Origin of the sequence: Heliomicrobium gestii (genome assembly GCF_009877435.1) — a bacterium.
In the GTDB taxonomy this organism is placed as follows: domain Bacteria; phylum Bacillota; class Desulfitobacteriia; order Heliobacteriales; family Heliobacteriaceae; genus Heliomicrobium; species Heliomicrobium gestii.
On the sequence record NZ_WXEX01000005.1, the window covers coordinates 99,934 to 120,057 of the forward strand.

The 20,124-nt window shown below is 60.6% G+C and carries 21 protein-coding genes; 6 read left to right on the plus strand and 15 right to left on the minus strand.

The genetic code is table 11. From position 1 onward, the window contains the following. The first annotated feature begins 22 nt into the window (after positions 1-22). Complete coding sequence (locus tag GTO89_RS07165) at positions 23-637, plus strand: HD-GYP domain-containing protein (RefSeq protein ID WP_161261395.1); 615 nt, start codon at positions 23-25, stop codon at positions 635-637. On the opposite strand, the gene GTO89_RS07170 is transcribed toward GTO89_RS07165, so the two are convergent. Next, positions 606-1,349, minus strand: coding sequence for a LysE/ArgO family amino acid transporter (locus GTO89_RS07170; protein WP_161261396.1), 744 nt, complete (start codon positions 1,347-1,349; stop codon positions 606-608). The two genes, GTO89_RS07165 and GTO89_RS07170, sit on opposite strands and share 32 nt — an antisense overlap. Before the next feature lie 46 nt (positions 1,350-1,395). Here GTO89_RS07170 and GTO89_RS07175 point away from each other — a divergent pair, with 46 nt between their 5' ends. Next, positions 1,396-2,154: a DNA polymerase beta superfamily protein gene (locus GTO89_RS07175; protein ID WP_161261397.1), complete on the plus strand. Its 759-nt coding sequence runs from the start codon at positions 1,396-1,398 to the stop codon at positions 2,152-2,154. Positions 2,155-2,167: 13 nt separating this feature from the next. On the opposite strand, the gene pth is transcribed toward GTO89_RS07175, so the two are convergent. Together pth and GTO89_RS07185 are read right to left on the minus strand one after the other, a co-directional pair. Further along, the gene (gene pth / locus GTO89_RS07180) at positions 2,168-2,782 is read right to left on the minus strand and encodes an aminoacyl-tRNA hydrolase (protein ID WP_161261398.1); all 615 of its coding nucleotides are present in this window, start codon (positions 2,780-2,782) and stop codon (positions 2,168-2,170) included. A 212-nt stretch (positions 2,783-2,994) separates the two neighbouring features. Beyond that, the gene (locus GTO89_RS07185) at positions 2,995-3,684 is read right to left on the minus strand and encodes a 50S ribosomal protein L25 (RefSeq protein ID WP_161261399.1); all 690 of its coding nucleotides are present in this window, start codon (positions 3,682-3,684) and stop codon (positions 2,995-2,997) included. 146 nt (positions 3,685-3,830) lie between these two features. On the opposite strand from GTO89_RS07185, the gene GTO89_RS07190 reads away from it, so the two are divergent. Continuing rightward, positions 3,831-5,012, plus strand: a complete 1,182-nt coding sequence (locus GTO89_RS07190; RefSeq protein WP_161261400.1) for a PRC-barrel domain-containing protein — start codon at positions 3,831-3,833, stop codon at positions 5,010-5,012. Between the two features lie 91 nt (positions 5,013-5,103). Here the strand turns inward: GTO89_RS07190 and GTO89_RS07195 are convergent, their stop codons facing one another. The 3 genes from GTO89_RS07195 to glmU all read right to left on the minus strand — a co-directional run bounded on the left by GTO89_RS07195 (position 5,104) and on the right by glmU (position 9,467). Next, positions 5,104-6,798, minus strand: coding sequence for a leucine-rich repeat domain-containing protein (locus tag GTO89_RS07195; RefSeq protein ID WP_161261401.1), 1,695 nt, complete (start codon positions 6,796-6,798; stop codon positions 5,104-5,106). 301 nt (positions 6,799-7,099) lie between these two features. Next, positions 7,100-8,047, minus strand: coding sequence for a ribose-phosphate diphosphokinase (locus GTO89_RS07200; RefSeq protein ID WP_161261402.1), 948 nt, complete (start codon positions 8,045-8,047; stop codon positions 7,100-7,102). Between the two features lie 43 nt (positions 8,048-8,090). Next, a complete protein-coding gene (gene glmU, locus GTO89_RS07205; RefSeq protein WP_161261403.1) occupies positions 8,091-9,467 on the minus strand; it encodes a bifunctional UDP-N-acetylglucosamine diphosphorylase/glucosamine-1-phosphate N-acetyltransferase GlmU in 1,377 nt (458 codons plus the stop codon). A gap of 116 nt (positions 9,468-9,583) precedes the next feature. On the opposite strand from glmU, the gene GTO89_RS07210 reads away from it, so the two are divergent. Continuing rightward, the gene (locus tag GTO89_RS07210) at positions 9,584-10,978 is read left to right on the plus strand and encodes a putative amidoligase domain-containing protein (protein ID WP_161261404.1); all 1,395 of its coding nucleotides are present in this window, start codon (positions 9,584-9,586) and stop codon (positions 10,976-10,978) included. Positions 10,979-11,089: 111 nt separating this feature from the next. Here GTO89_RS07210 and spoVG read toward each other — a convergent pair whose 3' ends face one another. From spoVG to ispE, 8 genes are all read right to left on the minus strand, one after another. Beyond that, positions 11,090-11,359 carry a septation regulator SpoVG gene (gene spoVG, locus GTO89_RS07215; RefSeq protein WP_161256415.1) on the minus strand — a complete coding sequence of 90 codons (270 nt, stop codon included), beginning with the start codon at positions 11,357-11,359 and terminating at the stop codon, positions 11,090-11,092. Positions 11,360-11,556: 197 nt separating this feature from the next. Further along, complete coding sequence (gene ilvA / locus GTO89_RS07220; RefSeq protein ID WP_161261405.1) at positions 11,557-12,789, minus strand: threonine ammonia-lyase; 1,233 nt, start codon at positions 12,787-12,789, stop codon at positions 11,557-11,559. A 151-nt stretch (positions 12,790-12,940) separates the two neighbouring features. Beyond that, complete coding sequence (locus tag GTO89_RS07225; protein ID WP_161261406.1) at positions 12,941-13,207, minus strand: ferritin family protein; 267 nt, start codon at positions 13,205-13,207, stop codon at positions 12,941-12,943. A gap of 135 nt (positions 13,208-13,342) precedes the next feature. Then, positions 13,343-13,915, minus strand: a complete 573-nt coding sequence (locus GTO89_RS07230; protein WP_161261407.1) for a hypothetical protein — start codon at positions 13,913-13,915, stop codon at positions 13,343-13,345. 211 nt (positions 13,916-14,126) lie between these two features. Further along, the gene (locus tag GTO89_RS07235; protein ID WP_207708920.1) at positions 14,127-14,708 is read right to left on the minus strand and encodes a hypothetical protein; all 582 of its coding nucleotides are present in this window, start codon (positions 14,706-14,708) and stop codon (positions 14,127-14,129) included. A gap of 119 nt (positions 14,709-14,827) precedes the next feature. Beyond that, positions 14,828-15,679, minus strand: coding sequence for an NTP transferase domain-containing protein (locus GTO89_RS07240; protein WP_161261409.1), 852 nt, complete (start codon positions 15,677-15,679; stop codon positions 14,828-14,830). 21 nt (positions 15,680-15,700) lie between these two features. After that, positions 15,701-16,393 (minus strand): GntR family transcriptional regulator, encoded by a 693-nt coding sequence (locus GTO89_RS07245; RefSeq protein ID WP_161261410.1) that lies wholly within the window; start codon positions 16,391-16,393, stop codon positions 15,701-15,703. Next, positions 16,369-17,316, minus strand: a complete 948-nt coding sequence (gene ispE, locus GTO89_RS07250; protein WP_170294415.1) for a 4-(cytidine 5'-diphospho)-2-C-methyl-D-erythritol kinase — start codon at positions 17,314-17,316, stop codon at positions 16,369-16,371. The genes GTO89_RS07245 and ispE overlap by 25 nt, the downstream gene beginning before the upstream one ends. A gap of 561 nt (positions 17,317-17,877) precedes the next feature. Between ispE and GTO89_RS07255 the strand changes: the two genes are divergently transcribed. Beyond that, positions 17,878-18,651, plus strand: coding sequence for a 4Fe-4S dicluster domain-containing protein (locus tag GTO89_RS07255; protein ID WP_161261411.1), 774 nt, complete (start codon positions 17,878-17,880; stop codon positions 18,649-18,651). Between the two features lie 106 nt (positions 18,652-18,757). Next, positions 18,758-19,141 (plus strand): hypothetical protein, encoded by a 384-nt coding sequence (locus GTO89_RS17155; protein WP_204758187.1) that lies wholly within the window; start codon positions 18,758-18,760, stop codon positions 19,139-19,141. Positions 19,142-19,292: 151 nt separating this feature from the next. Here the strand turns inward: GTO89_RS17155 and GTO89_RS07265 are convergent, their stop codons facing one another. Then, positions 19,293-19,679 (minus strand): flagellar protein FlaG, encoded by a 387-nt coding sequence (locus GTO89_RS07265; protein WP_161261412.1) that lies wholly within the window; start codon positions 19,677-19,679, stop codon positions 19,293-19,295. Positions 19,680-20,124 lie beyond the last annotated feature (445 nt).

Here is a 20,124-nt window from a genome sequence, read left to right on the forward strand (position 1 = left end):
GGAAACAAAGGAGGTATCCCTTATGACCCTCGAAGGGAGAACATACAAAAGTCTTCTGGCAGAGACGCACAAGTTGCTGGAAAAGCTGGCCGATCATGACCAGCCCAGCCTCACGCACACACAGGACGTGGCCAGGGTTGTCCGCGGCTTTTTGCCCCACCTCGGCATCACCGGGGAACAGGCGCAACCGATCGTCCTGGCGGCGCTGCTGCACGACATCGGCAAGCTGCGCGTCGCCTCGGACATCCTGCAAAAGCCACACGGCATCGACCCTATCGAACAAATCCTGATCCAGGTGCACAGCGCCCACGGCGAGTCGCTCATCCGGGATACCGATCTCTTTCCGCCGGAAGTGGCCCAGATGATCGGCCAGCACCACGAGCATTTGGACGGCTCGGGCTACCCCAACGGCTTGAAAGGGGACGCCATCGTCTACGGCGCCCGCATCATCGGGATCTGCGACATCTTCGCCATGACGCAGGAGGACCGGATCACCCAAAAAGGACGCACCCTGACCGAGGCGATCGATTATCTCAAGAACCGAGAAAGCTGGTTCGATCCCGCTGTCTTTCGCGCCTTCATGGAGTATGCCGCGAGTCTGGCGGCTACAGGTTCCGAGCCAGCAGCAACGCGCTAAAGGCCATGAACAGGGCCGACAGGCGGTTGATGGCGCGCTGTAAGGCGACGCCCCGGGAGGAGCGGCCGACGCGGCGGCCGGCGAGCATCAGCAAGAAGAACCAGATCCAGGAGACAACGATGCAGGAAAGGGTGTAGGTCATTTTTTCTGCATGATCAGTATAAGCGACCGAGCCCGTCCCGATGACACCGATCGTATCCATGATAGCATGCGGGTTGAGAAGTGACACGGACATGGCGAAGAGGATCTGGCGGCCCGGCGTCCAACGGGTGACGTCTTTCGGCGCGGCGTCTGAGACGGCGCTGGTCGCGCCGGAGGCATCGGCACGATTTGATAGCGCCCCATCGTCCCGGTCGCTCGCGGCAGCCGACTGGGCCCGGCTCTCACAGCCCGGCCCGCTATCTCCGCTATCGCTCGCGAGGCCGGCCGGCTGGCTCTGCCAGGTCTGCCAAGCCATATAAACCAAAAAGGCGATCCCGCCCAGAATCAACAGCGCTTTGAACCCTTCCGCCTCAAACAAGAGCAACGAGACGCCCCCCACCGCCAGCGAGATCAACAGGGTGTCACAAAGGGCGGCGGTGATGACGGCGGGAAGAGCGCCCCATAGGCGCTGGTGACAGATCCCCTGATTGAAGATGAAGACATTCTGTACGCCCAAGGGGAGGATCAGCCCCAGGGCGAGCAAGAAGCCATGCAAAAAGGCCTGCAACAAAAAAAGCCCTCCCGGTACAGGCGAATTCCTCAAAGGGGGTATCGCGATGACGGAGATTGCCCGTCTCGCCGGACGGGAGGTCATCCTCTCGGCCCTTGTCGGCGCCCACAACTATCACCTGGAGGGCGCCGGCTCGGACGAGGATTGGAAGCATATCGTCCTGCCCAGCTTTGATGACCTCTACAGCAAGCGCGCCTTCGCGTCAGCGGAGACATCGCCCGATTGCGACTACACGGCCCACGACCTGCGCCGGTTCGCCGAACTGATCCGCAAGGGCAACCCCTACTTCCTGGAGATCCTGTTCAGCCGCCAGTGGCGCGTCCATGACCGGCACAGCGCCTTCGCCCAAGCGCTCTTGGCGCGCCGCGACCGCCTGGCGGCCATGAACCGCGCCGGGCTCTACCGGCATTGCCTGGGAACGGCGAAAGAAAAACTGCGCACCCTCCGCAAGGGCACCGAAACGACCCTGCCCTTGGTGCGGCGGTACGGATACGACACCAAAGAGGCGCTGCACGCCTTCCGCCTCCTCGATCTGGTAAAGCGCTACGCCGGCTTCGGCTGGGATTTCGACGCCGCCCTCCGGTATGAGGGCGAGCCGCGCCAGCAGATGCTGGCCCTGAAACAAGGCGGCGTCGCCGACAGCCGAATCGACGCCATGCTGGCGGAAAAATTCCGCGAAGCCGAGGCGCTGGCGCCGCGCTATCAGGCTGCGCCCCTGGACACCGACACTGCCGACTGGCTGGAAAAATCCGTCCGGCGTCAGGTGCGCCTGGCCCTGGCCGATGAACTGCGCGACGAGCGCTGATTGGGCAACCGTTCTACTCCGCCGGCGACGTGTCGCGGCTCTTGCCGCCGCCCTTCGCCGGTTTTTCCCCGGCGTTGAACCGGTTCATCACCTCGATGATGTCCCTGCGCAGCCACAGGGCCGCCGCATCGCCTCCCTGATCGATCATGGCCTTCACCGTCTCGCGCTCCTCGTCGGTGAAGCTCTCCAGCACATGGGCGGCAGCGGGACGGCGTCCTGCCGGACGACCGATGCCCATCTTCAGCCGGGGAAATTCCTCTGTTCCCAGCAGCGCGATGATCGACTTCATCCCGTTGTGGCCGCCGCTGCTCCCCTTCGCCCGGGCGCGCAGCTTGCCAAGGTTCAAATCCATGTCGTCATAGATCACCAAGATGTCCTCCGGCGGCAGCTTATAGAAGACGGCCATGGCCGCAACCGCCTGGCCGCTGAGATTCATATAGGTCTGCGGTTTGAGCAGGAGCACCTTCTCCCCGTCGACACGAGCTTCGCTGCAAAGCCCCTGGAACTTATCGCGGAACCCGTCGGCGCCCCACATCTCGGCCAGCCGATCGATGACCATAAAGCCGATGTTGTGGCGCGTCCGCGCGTATTGCAGGCCGGGGTTGCCCAAACCGACAATCGCCTTCACCTGTCAATCTCCCCTTTCCCTCTTACTCTTCGCGGTTACGGGGGAGTATCCCTTTTTCAGACGCCAGTTGGCGCGCCATGAGCCCGGTTCACGCCCCTTCGCCGGGCAGCCTCGGTCAAGAAGCGCGCGATCAGGGAAGCCACCTGCCGTGACAGGTGGCTTCCTTTTTTATATTCGATACAGTTACGGACTTGTTTCAGCGCCCGTAACGGCTAGGCCTCCCCTTTGTCGCCGCCACCGTTGTCACCATTGCCGTTGCCGTTCGCTTTTCCGTTCCCGTTCGCCGCCTTGTCCGGACCGTTCGTCTCCAACTCAGGCGCCGACTCGGCCGGCTCCAAGACGGCTCGCGGAACGATGATGGAAAGGATCACTTGATCCCGCTCGGAAATGATCTCGATCCCCTCGGGCGCTACGATGTCAGCGACGGTCATCTTATCATGCAGTTCCATATGGGCGATATCGAGGTCAAAGCGCGGCGGCAGTTTATCGGGCAAGCCCTCCACCGCTACGGCGCGGAGACCGTGCTGGATGATCCCCCCGGCCTTGACGCCGGCCGGCGTCCCCACCAGGTGGATGGGGATTTCGGTGTGAACCGGTTTGTTCATATCCACCAGTTGAAAGTCGATGTGGTTGGGCGTCCGGGCCACCGGATCGCGCTGCAACTCCCTGACCATCACCTTCTGCCGGTCATCGGTCCCCTCGACTTGCAAGTCCAGGATGGCGCTGGCGCTCCCGATGGCCTTCAACAGCCCTTGCAATTCCTTGGCGTTGACGGAAATGAGCATGTCCGGCTTGTCCTTGCCGTAGACCACGGCCGGCAACAACCCGCGCTTGCGCAGTTCATTGATGTACCCTCGCGACCCCTTCTCCCGCCGGATCGCTCGCAATTCTCCCGATCGCATGCTTGGCCCTCCCGGTTCCTGATTTCAAAATGCTTCCATCTAAAGTATAGCCAGGAAAGGGTCAGACCATCCGCGCCTGTCATGCCGCTGCAGAGACAAGCATACATTGAAGCAGAGAATACTATGGAAAAGGGGGCCCCCACCGCATGCTTGCCAGCAAAAGCCTGCTGACCCGGCCCATCGTCAGTCTCGATGAGGGCCAAAAGCTGGGAACTGTTCGCGGATTGGTCGTCGACCCCGAGGCCTTGGAAGTGGTCGCATTGCAGGTGGACCAGAAGGGCCTCTTTCGCGAACAGAAGATCATTCCTTACACGAAGGTGCATTCCATCGGCGACGACGCCATCGTCATCGACCGCTCGAGCCAGGTCCAACGGGCCACCAACCTGCCTCACCTGTTCGAGTTGATCAAGTCAAAGACAGTGATCATCGGCAGCAAGGTCCTGACCACCCTCGGGCAGAAGATCGGTTTGGTCGAAGAGTACTACTTTGATCGCCGCACAGGAAAACTGCTGACCATCGAGATCCGGGGCCACTTCGGCGAGGGATGGTTCAACAACCGGGCGCTCCTGCCGGCCTCCGCCATTCGCACCATCAGCGCCGTCATGGTCCTCATCTATGAAGATGCCCTCGACCAGTTGACGCCCGTCGAAAGCGCCTTCGAAGGCACCGTCAAAAAAGTGAGCGAGCAGTCGGAACGCTTCTGGTCTTCCACCGTCGGCCTCAGCAAGGAATGGGGCGCAGCCATCGGCCGAGCCATCGGACTCGACGAGCGGAAAAAGACGACAGAGGACGGCGAGTCCGATGTGAACCCCTGGAAGACGCCCGAGTATGCAGGTCCGTACCCGCCGCTGCCCACGGAGCCGGCGCCAGCGGCGCAACCGGCTGGCCGCATCCCCACCGAAGTGGCGACGACTCCCCCTCCTATCTCCGGGGACGCCGCCGGTGGGTCCGCCGCCGGACTTCCGCCGTCGCCTTCGGAGGCCGCCCTTTCCGAGGACGCCGCTTCAAAAACACCCGGTAAGGCCTTACCGCGCGCGTCGACCTTTACGCCTGCAAGCGCCGCCTTGCCTTCTGAAGCGACACCCTCCGCTCCCCTACCGGACGGGGATACTGCCCCGCTCCCCCCCCCGGTGGTTCCAGAACGGCCGGATATTGCCCCATCATCCGAAGCGTCCCCCGCGCCCTCCGCTGCAGCCAATGCCCCACGGTACGAATCCCAGGCAATCCAAGAGGTGGCGGCCACCTCTGATATCCGTGGCCTTTCCTCACCGCCGACAGACGACAGACCGGTATCGCCCTCTCCTGTGAATGACGCGAAGGAGCCATGATCCCATTGAAAAAGCGAGGAAAGCCGAACCGCATCCGGCCTTCCTCGCTTTTTGTCGCCCTCTGTTCAGCTGACGTGGAGGGAAAGATTGCCTAGGGGTAAACGATTCTTCTCGGCTTGGCCAACGGTTTCATCGACTCTAGGGAATCCCAGATCAGCACATTGGCCGTATACTGACTCTGCGGTTCGAAGTCAAAGGTGGCTTTCGATTCCTGATAGCGCTGATCGCCGCCAGGAGCGGTGCTCACGCCTTGCGGATACCCATTGACGATCTCGCTGTACAGGATGGTCGCCGGACCGGCGTCGTCTTTTTTCTCAATTTTGACGGGGATCGTGGCGCTGCCCGGCTCAAAGCGGATGCGTTCGGGGTAGATATGGTATCCATAGCTCCGGAGATCGTCCGCCGTCACTGTTACGGTCGCCGATGCCTGATTGCTGTCATAGACCGCCTGAATCACCGTCGTTCCCGGAGCGACCGCTTCGATCAAACCGTCGTCGCTGATGGACGCGATCGATGGCGAAGCGGAAGAAAACTGTACGGCGCAATCGGGAAGGAGCGAAAGACTTCGATCGTCGTAAATCGCGCTCACCACCGTCGGATAGGTGTCGCCAACGGCCAGCAGCGATTGGGTTATATTGAGTTTAATATGATCCAACGTGGAACCACCCTGAATGTAGCGGATCCTAAAATCGGGGCTGCAGTTTTGAAAAACATTATCGCTCATCGTGGGCGCGCTACCCAGGAAGCGCGCTTCCGTCAAGCTGGTGCAATTGTAGAAGGCATTGTCGCCAATCTGGTAGACACTGCCTGGGATCGTAATCGTGGTCAGGCCGCTGCAATAGGAGAAGGCGCTGTTGCCGATATCAGAGACGCCGTTGGGGATCGTCAGACTCGTCAGGCTTGGGCAGCTTTGAAAAGCGGCTTCGTTAATGCTGGTGATGCCGTACGGAATCGTTGCGGAGGAAATGCCGCAGTTGGAAAAGGCATACCGGCCGATGGCGGTCACACCGCTGGGGATGTTCAACGTCGTTACGCCGCTGCAGTCCTGAAAGGCGCTGTTGCCGATGGTCGTGACCGTATCGGGAAGGGAGATGCCCGTCAGGCCGTAGCAACTGTAAAAGGCCTTGTCGCTGATGGTCCTAACCCCGTTGGGCACAGTAAATTGTCCCGTTTTCGCCCTCGGGCAGAGGAGCAATGCGGTCTTCATTTTGTCATACAGGACGCCGTCCACGCCGGCGTAGGTGGCGTTTTGATCATCCACATAGAAGGCTTGCATGTTCGTCGGATAGCCGCCAAAGGCGTCGGCGCCGATGGTCGTTACGTTCTTGGGGATGGTGATGCCCGTCAACGCGCTGCAGCGATTAAAAGCCTGCTCGCCGATGGTGGTGACACTGTCTGGGAGGGTGAAACTGGTTACCTTGCTACAATTATAAAAAGCAAAGCCGCCGATGGTCGTTACGCCGCTGCCCATGGTCACACTCGCCAGGTTCGCGCAATCGGAAAAGGCTCTACTCCCAATCGTCGTAACCGTGTTGGGAATGACGACACTTGTGATCGTGCTTTTATAAGAAAAGGCGTCGTTGCCGATCTTGGTCACCGGATACCCGTCGATGGTGTCCGGTATCGTAACCGCCCCATTGGTTATGCAGCCGTCTATGGTGACCTGATTATCGGAAACAGTGTAGAAGAATTCTGACGAACCGGCCTGGGATACGAAAGGAAACAACTGAAACATGAACAGGAAGGCAACGAGTACTGCCGCTGATTTGAACCACCGTTTTTTCAACGTAACCCAACTCCTTACATTCTTTTTTGAGCGAGTTGCAAGAAAAAACTGTGTCTCGTCGACGCCGATTCAGCATCAGCGAAGCACAGCGGGTTCCAATCAGCATGGATAGAAAACACAGCGGTGACCCTTGAAACCCTAGGTAATTTTTATTGATTTAAATTATACCATTTGAATGTTGACAGGCAAACAAAAAGGACGCCGCTTGCAAAAATCAAGCAGCGTCCTTTTATTCTTTTCCTTCGTCCCCTTCATACCCTTCGATCATGCGATCCAAGCGCCTGCTTCCTCTGGCGTCGCCTCAGTCGAAGAGCTTGCTGACCGAAAGGTCCTCATGGATGCGGATGATCGCCTCTCCCAGCAAGGGAGCGACAGACAGCACCTGGATCTTGTCGATCCGCTTCTCCGGCGGCAGGGGGATCGTGTTCGTCAGGATCATCTCTTTGATCGGCGAGTTTTGGATGCGTTCAATGGCCGGTCCGGACAAAACGGCGTGGGTGGCGCAGGTGTAAACCTCGCGGGCGCCCCGTTCCAACAGGGCTTTGGCGCCGTTGACGATGGTGCCCGCCGTGTCGATGATGTCATCGGTGATGACGACCGTCTTGCCTTCAATATCGCCGATGACGTTCATGACCTCCGACACGTTCGGCTCGGGGCGACGCTTGTCGATGATGGCCAGGGACGCGCCGATGCGCTCGGCCAGGTCGCGCGCCCGGGTCACGCCGCCCAAGTCGGGCGAGACGACGACGATGTCTTGCAGCCCTTTGTTGAGGAAGTACTCGGCCAGGATGGGCACACCGGGCAGGTGATCGACAGGGATATCGAAGAAGCCCTGGATCTGGCCGGCATGGAGGTCCATGGTGACGACGCGGCGAGCGCCGGCGGCCGTCAGAATATTGGCCACCAGTTTCGCCGAAATCGGCGCGCGGGCACGCACCTTCCGGTCCTGCCGGGCGTACCCATAATAAGGTAGAACAGCGGTAATCCGCCGGGCCGAAGCGCGGCGCAGGGCGTCGACCATGATCAGCAGTTCCATGATGTTTTCGTTGACGGGATTGCAGGTCGGCTGGACGACGAAGACGTCGGCGCCGCGGACGCTTTCATCGATCTCCATTTGGATCTCGCCGTCGCTAAAGCTCTTGACTTTCGCCGCGCCCACCTGAACACCCAGGTATTCGGCGATCTCTTCCGCCAACGCCGGGTTGGCGTTTCCTGTAAAGATTTTTAACTTTTTATTGAAAAATGGCATGGGGGCACCTCCTGATGGTTTGCCGTTTTCAGCGCTGTGGTGTTCACTTCGATGCCTTTTGCTTGCGGCCGTGAAAGTCCTCTTTGATCTTCATGTGAGAACGTTCCACCGCCAGCGCGCCGGCGGGTACGTCTTTGGTGATGGTCGATCCCGCCCCGATCAGCGCCTGGGCGCCAACGGTGACCGGCGCCACCAGGTTGGTGTTGGAACCGATAAAAGCCCCGTCTTCAATGGTTGTCGTATGTTTGTTGTGGCCGTCATAGTTGCAGGTGATCGTGCCGGCGCCGATGTTGACGCCCTCGCCCACGGTGGCGTCACCGACATAGCTGAGGTGGGGCACCTTGGATCCCTTGCCGATGACCGACTTCTTGATCTCCACGAAGTCACCCACCTTGACCTCCTCGGCTAGGCATGTCCCCGGACGGAGGTAGGCGAAGGGGCCGACAGCGCAATCGTCGCTGATCTGGCTGTCCAGGACGATGGAGTTTTGGATCGCTACATTGTTTCCAATCCGGCTGCCCCATATCCGCGTGGCCGGTCCCAACCGGCAGCCTTCGCCGATGACCGTCTCCCCTTCAATGATCGTCTGGGGGTAGATGATCGTATCAGGTCCGATGACCGCCTGGGCATGGAAAAAGACAGAACCCGGATCGATCAGGGTCACCCCGGCGTCCATCCACTTGCGGCGGAGACGATCCTGGAGGACCGCCTCCGCTTCGGCCAACTGGCTCCGCGAGTTGATTCCGAGGATCTCCCTCTCATCGGTGAGGGTGTGGGCGGCCACTCGCCCGCCCTGCCGGCGGAAGATGGCCAGCACATCGGTCAGGTAGTATTCACCCTGGGCGTTCGCCGGGGTGATCGCATCAAGGGCGGCAAAGAGGGCCGCCCGGTCAAAGCAGTAGGTTCCCGCGTTGATCTCCCGAATCGCTTTTTGGTTCTCGTCGGCGTCTTTTTCCTCGACAATGGCCGCCACATGGCCGGCATCATCCCGCAGGATTCGTCCGTACCCCTTCGGTTCGCCGATCACCGCCGTCAGCACAGTGCCCATGGCCCCCGTCTTTTCATGGGTTTCCCAAAGGGCGGCCAGGGTGGCGCCGGTCAACAGCGGCGTATCGCCGCAGAGGACCATCACCGTCTCCACCTCTTCGGAAACCTCGGGCCGGGCCATCATCACCGCGTGACCGGTGCCCAGTTGTTCCTGTTGCCAGGCGTAGCGCGCCCGGTCTCCCAGGCATTGCTGCACCGCTTCTCCGCCATGGCCGACGACGACGACCGGCTGCGCTACACCGCAGTCGGCAAGGGCGTCGAGGACATGACAAATCATCGGTTGGCCGGCAACCGCATGAAGCACTTTTGGCTGGCGAGATTTCATACGGGTCCCTTTCCCCGCCGCCAGGACGACCGCCGTCCGCTTATGCATTGATTGATTGCGCCTCCTGTTATGGCTTGCGTCTCTACCATTCCATGCTCTCACAAGAATATGCGAAAGCCGAAAGTCCCCGTCTACTATTCCACATCGATGGCCTGTTTCCTTTCATGTCACTTAAAAATCTTGTCGACGAGGTGAACAACGTGGACCTGCTCGTCCTCCACCCCAACCGGTTGTCGGCGCGGCGTCTGGCCGACGCGTTAGGTTGCAAACAGGCCATCGAATGCCCGGTCCCGCCGCCAGAGGGATTGATCCGCTTCGGCGCCGCCAGCGGGGTGGAGGGACGCCGGTTCACCGTCAACCCGCGGTCCGCCATCGCCAACCTGCGCGACCCGACAGCGCTCTATCGCCTACACCGGCTCCCCTACGGCACGCGGAAAGGGATCGGGCGCACCCTTACCCTCCATGTCGTCGACGGCCAGGTGATCGCCCTGCAGTCCAAGGACACCTTCTCGAAAATGGAACGCCAAAAAAGCCTGGCCCTGGCCTTGCGGGCGCTCTACCTGGCCGGCGCCGATTTCGGCGCCGTCGACCTGGCCGTCCCCGTGCGCGGCGCCCCACGGGTGACCAAGGTGACGACGGCGCCGCTGCTCACAGTTGAGTTGGCGTCCGCCTACGGCCGCGCGATCGTCCCCTTGATCGAGCGAAAGCGCCGCGGCGCCGGTCAAGGGGGGAGCGCCGGCGGGTCCTCTGCCGGCGAGGCGATGGCTGTCGGGGGAGACGGCTCGCCCCCCGGCGCTTCGGCGCCCCTGACGCTGGGCGCCGATCCGGAATTCATGTTCAAGCACACCCAAACAGGCAAACTGGTTCCCGCCAACCGGTTTTTTCCGACTGAGGGCCCCATCGGCTGTGACCGGCGCAAAGCCATCGCCGAGATTCGACCGGATCCGCAGACAGAGGCGCGCGACCTGACCCAGTCGATCGGCTCGCTGCTCGCCGGCGCGGCGAAAAAGGTGCGCAAAAAGCCGGTGCGCATGCTGGCCGGCGCCATGCCCTTTTCCCAATTTCCCATCGGCGGTCACATCCACTTCGGCGGCCTTTCGCTCACCTTCCCGTTGCTGCGGGCCTTGGACAATTACCTGCTGATCCCGCTCTTTCTCGTCGAGCGCGGCGATGCGGCGATCCGGCGGCGCAAGTATTACGGCTATATCGGCGACGTGCGCCTGAAAGCGCCCGGCCGTTTCGAATACCGCTCCCCTTCCAGTTGGCTCGTCTCGCCGGCGATCACCCTGTCCACGTTGAGCCTGGCCAAACTGATCGGCGAACAGGCGGCGCGGCTGCCGCGCAACCTCTTTGCCGACCGCGCCGCCTGCCGGGCCTTTTACGAAGGCGACAAGGATTACTTCCGGCGGCGCATCGTCGCGCTCCGCCGGGACCTGGAGTCGCTTCCCGGCTATGAGGCGGTGGCCGGCGACATCCTGCCGCTGTGGCGGTTGATCGAGGAAGGCCGTGAGTGGGACGACGAGGTCGATCTGCGCCAGGTCTGGCGGATCGAACCGTAACCTCGCCAGCCGCCACCGCAGCGCGCCGCCAAGAATCCGGGCATGAAAAAAGAGATGCACTTGGCATCTCTTTTGCTTATGTGGCCATGCGTATATATTCAAGAAAAAAAATTATGCAATCGCACTGGCAACGGCGTCTTGATAGGCGTTTAGCACGGCAACGGAAATCTGTTCGCGCGCTTTCGCCGAGATCGGGTGGGCAATGTCGCGGTATTCCCCTTCCGGCGTCCGCCGGCTTGGCATGGCGACAAAAAGCCCCTTTTGTCCTTCAACCACTTTTACGTCATGGACGACAAAGGCGTTGTCGAAGGTGACGGAGACAATCGCTTTCATTTTACCTTCCAAGTTTACTTTTCTGACACGGACATCGGTGATAGTCATGCTCTCACCACCTTCCCTAGCACAACCATGGCTATTCCATTTTATTATTCGACCCCTGACAGTTAATACCTTCTGCCCATGGAAAACTTTTTTTAATATTTTGTTCCTCTTTTGTTGAATGGCAATTTGGGGCGCCTCCGGCGCCGGTTTTGCCGCGATCGCCCTTTTGCAACGCCCGATTTTGCCGTTATCGGCCGTTACACATCGACGATGCCAAAGCCGCGCGCCACCAGTTGAGCTTTCAATTGCTCGATATGGGCCTGATCCCTCGTCTCCAGCGCGATGATCACCTCGGCCTGGCTGAGGGACAAGCCGGGGCGCAGGCGGTCATGGATGACAGAGATGATGTTGGCGCCGCCCTGGGCCACCTCGGAGAGGAGTCGCTGCAGCGCGCCGGGATGATCGGGCAGGGTGGTGCGAAACTCCCAGCGGCGTCCGCTCTCGACGAGGCCGTGTTCGATGATGCGAGCGATGGCGGAGATGTCGATGTTGCCGCCGGACAGCAGCGCGGCCCAGCGCTCCCCTCTCTGACCGGCCCGTTCCTCCAGGAGGGCGGCCAGCCCGACAACGCCCGAACCCTCGACGACCAGCTTCGCGCGCTCCAGCAACAGGGTGACCGCCTTGGCGATGGATTCGTCATTGACGGTGACGACCTCGTCGACCAGTCGTTCGATGAGGCCAAAGGTGACGTCACCCGGACAGGCCACGGCGATGCCATCGGCAATGGTGGCCTTGCAGGCGACGACGGTGTGGGTGTGCAATTCCTTCGACAGGGCCATGGCGGGCGCCGATTCGGCCTGGACGCCGACGATGCGCACCTGGGGCGCCAGGCTCTTGACGGCCAGCGCCAGACCGCCGGCCAGGCCGCCGCCGCCGATGGGAAGCACGATGCCGTCGAAGGCGCCGATCGGATCCATCTGTTCCAACATCTCCAGGCCCAATGTCCCCTGGCCGGCGATCACCAGAGGGTCATCAAAGGCGTGGATGAAGACGGCGCCGGTCCGGTCTCTCCATTCCTGGGCATGTTTGTAGGCTTCATCGTAAAAGTCGCCGTAGAGGATCACCTGGGCGCCATAGTCGCGAGTGGCTTCCACCTTGGCCAGGGGCGCCCCTTTGGGCATGACAATCGTCGCCCGTACGCCGAGCAGGGAGGCGCCCAGGGCCACCCCCTGGGCATGGTTGCCTGCCGATGCCGCGATGACGCCGCGCTTGCGTTCTGCTTCTGTCAAGCTGAGGATCTTGTTCATGGCCCCACGGATCTTGAAAGAGCCTGTTCGCTGCAAATTCTCGCACTTCAGCCAAACGTCGCGCCCGCTGAGTTGGCTGAAGGTGACTGACCGCTCAAAAGGGGTGCGGTGCAGCTTGCCTTCGAGGCGACCGGCGGCGACACGGATGTCCTCCAGCGAGAGTTGCGCTTCCGGCGGCGTCATCGACCGCTCCCCCTTTTTCCGTCTTCTATAAGCATCCTATCTTCCGCTATGCTTTCCGGCATCGCTTGCCGGTTATGCATGATCTCCGGCAAGCGATGCCGGAAAAAGGCAAGGCCCCCACCGCCGCTTCCCCGGCGATAGAGGCCTATCATCAATCTTCCGGCGGGCCGGTAGGGGCCGATGGATTGGACAGGAGGGCAAACTTGCGTTTTCCCCGCGTCAAGTCCTTGGGCACCAGGTTTTTCAACTGGCCCAGCAGGCGATTTTTGTGGTCCATCTCCTGTCCGGCCAGGTCGTAGAACAGCTCGGCTGCATCGGTCAAGCCGTCTTTTTTCGCTTCGTCAGCAAATTTGCGGTAGTTGTAGTAGGCCGCCTGCTCATAGACGAGGGCTTTCAGGATGTTTTCCTTCGTGCGCACGGCGACTTTCGCCTCCTTGTCAGGGGAATGAGGCCACCTCCCGTTTCGAATCTGGGCCCCCGTAAACGAAAAAGCAGGGGATGTTCCCTGCCCTCAGCGCCGGTCGGGGCCGGACAAAAGCGGCACTGCCGTCCACTAGCATTCTTTTTCCAGGAGATCGAGTTCCCCGACCACGATGACATCGGTAAAGCGGGTCAGTTTGACGATCAGGTCGGCGAAGACGAGCACATCGGCAGGGGTGCCTTTCTTCCCGTTGATGATGCACTCGTCGTTGCGGTGGAGGATGACGTCAAAGCGGACATTGCGCACGAGCACCTCTGCGTCTTCCACCTCTTCGGCCAGTTCCGCCGGTGTCAGGGACGGGCAGAATTCGTGGAGTTGGATGATCTTCGTGAAAGTGCCCGGAACGACGCGAACAGCCCGGTTGCCTGAAGCGTCCTTGACGAGGAAGACGAGGTCAAACTTCAGGGTGATCGTCACGTTGCCTGTCAGGTTGACGGTCACATCTTCTTTGCGGTTAAAGTCGAAGATGATGTTTTCAATGGCCACGATGGGGTCGCAGTCGATGTTTTCGAGGCAGATGCGGAAAGGGATAATCCGGCTGGGATTGGCGGGATCGGTCGCGAAAAAGATCGGCTCATCGCGCTGAACATTTTTCGCCACCACGACTTGCGCAAACAGTTCGATGGTGCCGTTTTTGGAGTCCATGAAGCATCCTCCTTTTTCTTGTTTGCCTCCAGGGAGCCTTTTCCCGGCCCAAGCCGGCTCGCCACATAGTATGTTGAAACCAGGAATTGGGTGAACCGCTGCCGCTCTTTTTTTGCCGGGCATGGTGTTTTTTTCTACCCCATTGTATGTGGCTGAGGTCTTTTTGGTGAGGATGGGGGGCATAGGCAGGCGGAACTGGGGTCAAGCCCGGTCACACCATGGAAGCGCCGAGCCCCACCTCGCGACACTCGTAGAGCTTGAGGCTGAGCGGTCCCACGGCGAAGAGGCGGATCGCCAGATCGCCGCCCCGGCGCTGCCAGCCTTGAACGTGGCAGCGGATCGGCCCCACGCGCACGTGGCCGTTCCAGAGCGCCGGTTCGGCTACTATCTCCCGATCGGCGAGCAGATCGCGCCAGGGGCGCTCCCAGCGGCAGCGGTGGTTGACCGGGATGAGGGAGTACCGGCCGCGCCGCGTCCGCGTCAGGATCGAAAGGGCGATGGTCAGATCGACGCAGACCCGGTCCCGTTCAAAGCGCCAGGTCGAACCGCGATACTCCGCCTGGACAGTCGGGATTTGGGAGGGGCTGCCAAGGCAGCCCGGGTTGCCCGCGCCGTCGTCGTCCGCCTTCGACACCGCCCCATCAGGCTCAGCCTCCAGCGGAATCGTGAGGATCGCCGGCTGGTCCCGCTCTCCGGAAACCGAAAAAACCAGCGGCTCCTCCAGCGCCTCATACCGTCCCGACAGGACCTGCATTCGCGCTGGAATCACCCTGGTTTTTTCTCTCGCTTCCATATGCAATTTCACCACCCTGTCCGGTTCTACCCCAATATATGCACCGGCAGGGAGAAAGGGTCCCCAAGCGACCATGAAAAGGTCATGGGCAACAGACGTTCCGACATCGGAAAAAGGCCTCAACCCGGCAACCCTGTCAGGCAGCGCCGCACCAGTTCCAGATCGGACGGTTTGTCCACATCGATGGCCAGTTCGGGACTGGTCGACAGGACACAGTGGCCGCGCAACCGGAACAACTCCGATACCCTGGCTTCCACCTGGGCGATGGTCAACTGGCGAAGAAGAAAACGGATCACAAAAGACCCGCCCAAGAGCCGGCTTAAGGCCAGGGGACTTTTGCGGAGGCGGACAAACTGCCGGGCCCGGGCCACGGCGCCGGGAATGACGGCAGGCCGGACAAGAAAGAGGTTTCCGCCCGTCACCCACCCCTCTCGCAGGCGCACGTAGGTGCGACGGACACCGGGATAGCGGCGCTGACAATCCTCCCGGCGGACGACGGGGTAAAAAACATCACCCTCGATAGGGCGGCAGGCGTCGAGAAAGGCCTCCACCGTTTGCGCCGTCAGCAGCGGCAAGTCACCGGTGACGATCAGCAGCCGATCGGCCGCCGCAGGGGATTGCGCTCCCGCGGCCTTCTCGACAGGAGGGGCCTGCTGAGAGGGACCCCCATATTCCGCCGTCTGTTGGCTGTCCACCAAAAGGGCGAGCGCCCGCAAGCCTCGTTGCAGGCTGTCGATGGGATCTTCGCCGCCGGCGACGACGCTCACCCGTTTGTCCCCGGAATAATAGCTGCTCAGCGCCTCCGGTCCAACGATGACGATGCGATCGATCGCGCGGCAATGGCGCAGGGCCTGAACCACGTAATCGACCATGGGACGACGCCCGATGGGGATGAGGGCTTCCATGGACACGCCATGGCAGGAACGGAGCCGCCCGTTGTTCACACCCGCCGCCAGAACCAAGGCATCCATGCCGCTCCCACCTCCCGGCGGTTACGATTGCAGTTTTTGCTTCACCACACCCATCGCCTCGAGCATGCTGTTCTCGGCGTTTTCGATGTGTTCCCAGGCCAGCGACTGGGCCAGGACCACGTTGCGGTCGGCAATGGCCTCGACGAGCTTGCGGTGCTCCTCCCAAGCCTCGCGCATGCGGCCCGGATGACTGAGGGATGTTGTGCGGAACCGGCGCAACTGTTCGCGCAGGTTGTTGATGATCTGGACGAGCCGCTGGTTGCGGCTGGCCCGGTAGACCATGTCGTGGAAGTCGATGTCCGTTTCCACCAGGTCGTCGAGGTTGTCCTCTTCAAAGCAGGCCATCGTCTTGACGAGCAGCCGCTCCATCTGCTCCGTCTCGTCTTCAGTGATCCGTTGGGCCGCCAGGCCGGCCGCCAGCGATTCGAGAGCGGCCCGCAGTTCGAAGACATCGGTTATATCTTTGACCGAAATGTTGGAAACATAAGCGCCCTTGCGCGGAACCATGACGACAAAGCCTTCCAGTTCGAGTTTGCGGATGGCCTCACGCACGGGCGTGCGGCTCACGCCCATCTCCTCGGCCAGTTGGATCTCCATCAGCCGTTCCCCCGGCCGCAGCACCCCCGTGATGATGGCCTCGCGCAGGTTGTCAAAGACGATATCGCGCAGGGGGCGGTAGTTGTCCAGCTTTATCGGCAGCAGTCGGCGCTCCATTCGTCGGCCTCCTCTCGTTCCAGCGTGCGGGCGGTCAGCACCCGGTATTGTTGCGGTCCCCACTGTTCGTTCATGGCGGCGGCGACGGAACGGGCCGTCGCTTCCGACGCGGTAAAGCCGAGGATGGTCGGTCCGCTGCCCGACATGAGCGCCCGGTCACAGCCCAGCCGTTCCAGTTGCCCTTTGATCTCCTTCAGGACCGGATGCCACTCCAGGGTCACCTGCTCCAGGTCGTTGCCGAGCGCCGCCAGCAGGGCGCCGTAGTCGCCGGCCTGCAAGGCCGCCATCACGCGCTGGGAGGCCGTGCCGGTCGGTGTCGTCTCCGGCGTCATCGCCTCCGGCCAAGGCAGCGGCTCCGGCAGCGCCGGCGCGCCGAGGGCTTTGTACACCTGGGGCGTCGACGCGCCGAAGGGCGGCTTGACCAGGACGACCCAGAAGTTCGGCGCAGGGGGCAGCCTATGTACGATCTCCCCCCGCCCTGTCGCCAGGGCGGTGCCGCCGCGCACCAGGAAGGGGATGTCCGATCCCAGGCGCGCCAGCAGGGCTTCCATGTCTATATCACTCCACCGGAGGCCGAAGAGACGATTCATCGCCTTGACCGTGGCGGCCGCGTCCGAACTGCCGCCCGCCAGGCCCGCCGCCACAGGGATCACTTTTTCCAAATGGATCTGAACGCCGCAGGACAGGCCGGCCGCCTCTGAAAGGAGATGAGCGGCGCGGTAGACCAGGTTGTCCCGGTCCGGGGGGGCCTCTTCCGTCCCGCCTGCCAGGCGGATGGCGGTGTCGCCTTCATTGACGGTGACCGTCACCGTGTCGACGAGGGAGATCGTCTGCATGACCATGACCACCTGGTGGTAGCCATCGGCGCGACGACCGAGCACATCGAGGGCCAGGTTGATTTTGGCTGGCGCCAGCAAACGCAAGATTAGAAACCTCTCCTTTCCCCAAGGGCGGTTTCCTCTTAATTCCCCGGGAGTCCACGATTTTCCTTTATTTCGACAACTTGCGGCAGATCAGGAAAGGAGGCACTTTCAGCGTGACCCCGCCGCCAACGCCTTATACGGCGCAACCACAAGAAGCCTCATCGCCCGGTTTCCCGTCCGGCGCAATGAAGCTCACGAGGCCCTCCACACGGAAAGGGCGGGCGGCCCTTTTGAGAAGCTCGATATCCGCAGGGCGGTCATCGCCATCGCACCCGCTTGGCCTTCGCAAGTGCGGGATTCCGCCCCGCCCTAAAGACCTATGCGACCCCGTCCAAGGGTATGCGAACAGGAAAACCAAAAACGAAAACGACGCCGCTCGGAACGGCGTCAATCTCGATGTAAAATGGAATTGGCTTTGAATGGGGGCTTTGATGGATGGATTCCATATATATTGTAACATATATCACAAGTAATGAACATACCTGAGAAGATGATCGCTGTCACTTTTTCGTCGGGCTTTCCCGCGTATAATGGGGCCAAAACCATGCGGAGGTGAGGCCCGTGTCGGAACGTCCCGGAGGTTCCCCACACCATCCATACATTCCAAAGGTCCAACACAGTCAGAACACTACGAGCGCCCCACTCGGTCCGGGCGCCAACGCCCCACATGGCTCCGGCCATTCTCCCTATGACGTCGCTACCTGCCGCGGCGGTCATCCCTGTCCCGGCGGCAGCGGTTGCCCTCATCTGATCACGAACCCCGGCGACTTGGCCCAGCGGATCACAGCGCTGCTGCGTCGGCAGTTGGCTTCCCGCCCGGCGTCATCACCCCACAACATCCTGCGCGTCGCCCTCGCCGGCTGCCCCAACAGCTGTTCCCAGCCCCAGATCCGAGACTTTGGCCTGCAAGCGCGGGCGCCCGTGGACATCACCGAAGCGCCCTGCCTCTTCTGCGGGGCCTGTGTCGACGCCTGTCCGGAGCGGTTTGTCGAACTGACAGCCGCAGGTCCGCACATCTCCGCCGGCTGCCTCGCCTGTGGCCGCTGCGTCAGAGCCTGCCCCTCGGGGACGCTGCGCTCGGGCGCGCCTGGCTGGACCCTGCTGGTCGGGGGCAAGCTGGGCCGCACCCCCCAACTGGCCGAACCGATCGGCCATGGGCTCGATGATGACGCTGTCATAGAGCGGATCACCGCCATACTCACGGCCTATTTGCGCCAAGAGGCGCAGGGGGAGCCCATTCGTCAAGGAGAGCGGTTGCGAACCTGGCTGGACCGGACTAAGTGGGAGGTATCCCCCCTCGGAAGCCAGCCCGGTTCGGGCAAAATGGCCGATTAATGCCGATTAATATGGATAGAAAAAGCGCGCCCCCGTTCCCTTTGACTGGATTTTTCATATATTTCTAGTGCTTAGGCAACGCATTACGTAAAGGGGTGCGGTTTTCATGACCTACCGGGAACCCTATGGTTACTGGTATCCTTATCCGAGCGGATGGGCCTACTCCCCTGCGCCCGGCTGTGCGCCAGGATGCCGCCGGACCGTCTATCCCCTGCCCGGAGCCGCTTTGCCGGGGTCCGATTGGATAATGCCGGGTGACATCGCCCCAGGTGATTCAGGGGTCCAACTCCGCGAGCAAACGCTGGCCGCCATCGAACCGGTCGTTCAGTACGGCCTCCGGGAAGCCCGCTCGACCTCTGTTCCTCACGCCATGCGCGAAGTCGCCGCCATCACCCTGCTCATGGGCCGGGGGTATGATGCGTCGACAGCCCGCCGGATCGTCGAGTCCTGGGAGATCGATGAGCGGTTCCCTCGGGTGCGGGAAGGATAGGCAACGGGGCCGAGAAAATGGATGGCACTGAACCGGTATGAGAAAGCAAAAGAAAAACCCGCTGCCATCGAGCGGGTTTTTGCTTGCACATTTCAATTGTTGGTGTATGGGCGTACCGTTTTGGTATCGTATCGCTTGTCGATACCCCGATTTATACTTTCTTATCGATAATCGCGCCTACATACTCCCTGATTTTCCCGATCGTATCCAAAAATTCCTTTGGGGGATAGGTGCGCAGAACCTTTTCGTTCCGGTGGTCGTAGACCTCCACCATCATCTGCTTCGCTTTTTCGTGCCAGCGGAACCGGATGTCCGTGTTGATCGACTCCAAAAAGGCATTCGTGTCATCCATCATTTTCGTCAATGCATCCTGGGACAAGGGCGCCTCTTGGGCGGCTTGGGCTGATTGCTCCGCCTTCTCCCTTTCGTCTTCAGTAACGGTCATGGCGTTCTGGTCGCTGTTCAGAACCGTGGAGGCCGCGTTGGATGTCATATAAGACGTAGAAGGCGTGGGTACAGCAGCAGCGTTGACATTCATGTCAAATCCCCCATCGGCAGAAAAATGGCCCTTATCATCGATTGGTTTTTTAATTCTACGTTGCTATAAAAAATCCTTCACTAATTTACTATAAATCTGCTTCAAATTATATTAACATTTAATTAAATATCGATCGGGGTGTAACACCTAAAGGCGATAAATCAACTAAGGTTCTCCCAACCAATCTCCGTAACTTTTTATCATACCGGTGTACTTTGAGGGATGTTTCTTTTTAAGGTGGATTGGCGTGTACAAAAATATCAAATTAATAATTATGACAGCTAATAAATCAAGCATCACGGAAACACTTGAAAAACAGCAGCCCAAATCATTTACGTATCAGGCAACTTATTCATATTAAAAACATATATTTCTTTTTTTGTTATTCAATCCCTCGGACGACATCGATTATAGTTTAGCGCAACCGCTATTTCAACCTTGTTTA

Coding starts and splice junctions, on each gene's coding strand:
- GTO89_RS07165 (WP_161261395.1), top strand. CDS start 23: ATGACCCTCGAAGGGAGAACATACAAAAGTCTTCTGGCAGAGACGCAC.
- GTO89_RS07175 (WP_161261397.1), top strand. CDS start 1,396: ATGACGGAGATTGCCCGTCTCGCCGGACGGGAGGTCATCCTCTCGGCC.
- GTO89_RS07185 (WP_161261399.1), bottom strand. CDS start 3,684: ATGCGATCGGGAGAATTGCGAGCGATCCGGCGGGAGAAGGGGTCGCGA.
- GTO89_RS07190 (WP_161261400.1), top strand. CDS start 3,831: ATGCTTGCCAGCAAAAGCCTGCTGACCCGGCCCATCGTCAGTCTCGAT.
- GTO89_RS07200 (WP_161261402.1), bottom strand. CDS start 8,047: ATGCCATTTTTCAATAAAAAGTTAAAAATCTTTACAGGAAACGCCAAC.
- glmU (WP_161261403.1), bottom strand. CDS start 9,467: ATGCATAAGCGGACGGCGGTCGTCCTGGCGGCGGGGAAAGGGACCCGT.
- GTO89_RS07210 (WP_161261404.1), top strand. CDS start 9,584: ATGTCACTTAAAAATCTTGTCGACGAGGTGAACAACGTGGACCTGCTC.
- spoVG (WP_161256415.1), bottom strand. CDS start 11,359: ATGACTATCACCGATGTCCGTGTCAGAAAAGTAAACTTGGAAGGTAAA.
- ilvA (WP_161261405.1), bottom strand. CDS start 12,789: ATGACGCCGCCGGAAGCGCAACTCTCGCTGGAGGACATCCGTGTCGCC.
- GTO89_RS07230 (WP_161261407.1), bottom strand. CDS start 13,915: ATGGACTCCAAAAACGGCACCATCGAACTGTTTGCGCAAGTCGTGGTG.
- GTO89_RS07235 (WP_207708920.1), bottom strand. CDS start 14,708: ATGGAAGCGAGAGAAAAAACCAGGGTGATTCCAGCGCGAATGCAGGTC.
- GTO89_RS07240 (WP_161261409.1), bottom strand. CDS start 15,679: ATGGATGCCTTGGTTCTGGCGGCGGGTGTGAACAACGGGCGGCTCCGT.
- GTO89_RS07245 (WP_161261410.1), bottom strand. CDS start 16,393: ATGGAGCGCCGACTGCTGCCGATAAAGCTGGACAACTACCGCCCCCTG.
- GTO89_RS17155 (WP_204758187.1), top strand. CDS start 18,758: ATGACCTACCGGGAACCCTATGGTTACTGGTATCCTTATCCGAGCGGA.
- GTO89_RS07265 (WP_161261412.1), bottom strand. CDS start 19,679: ATGAATGTCAACGCTGCTGCTGTACCCACGCCTTCTACGTCTTATATG.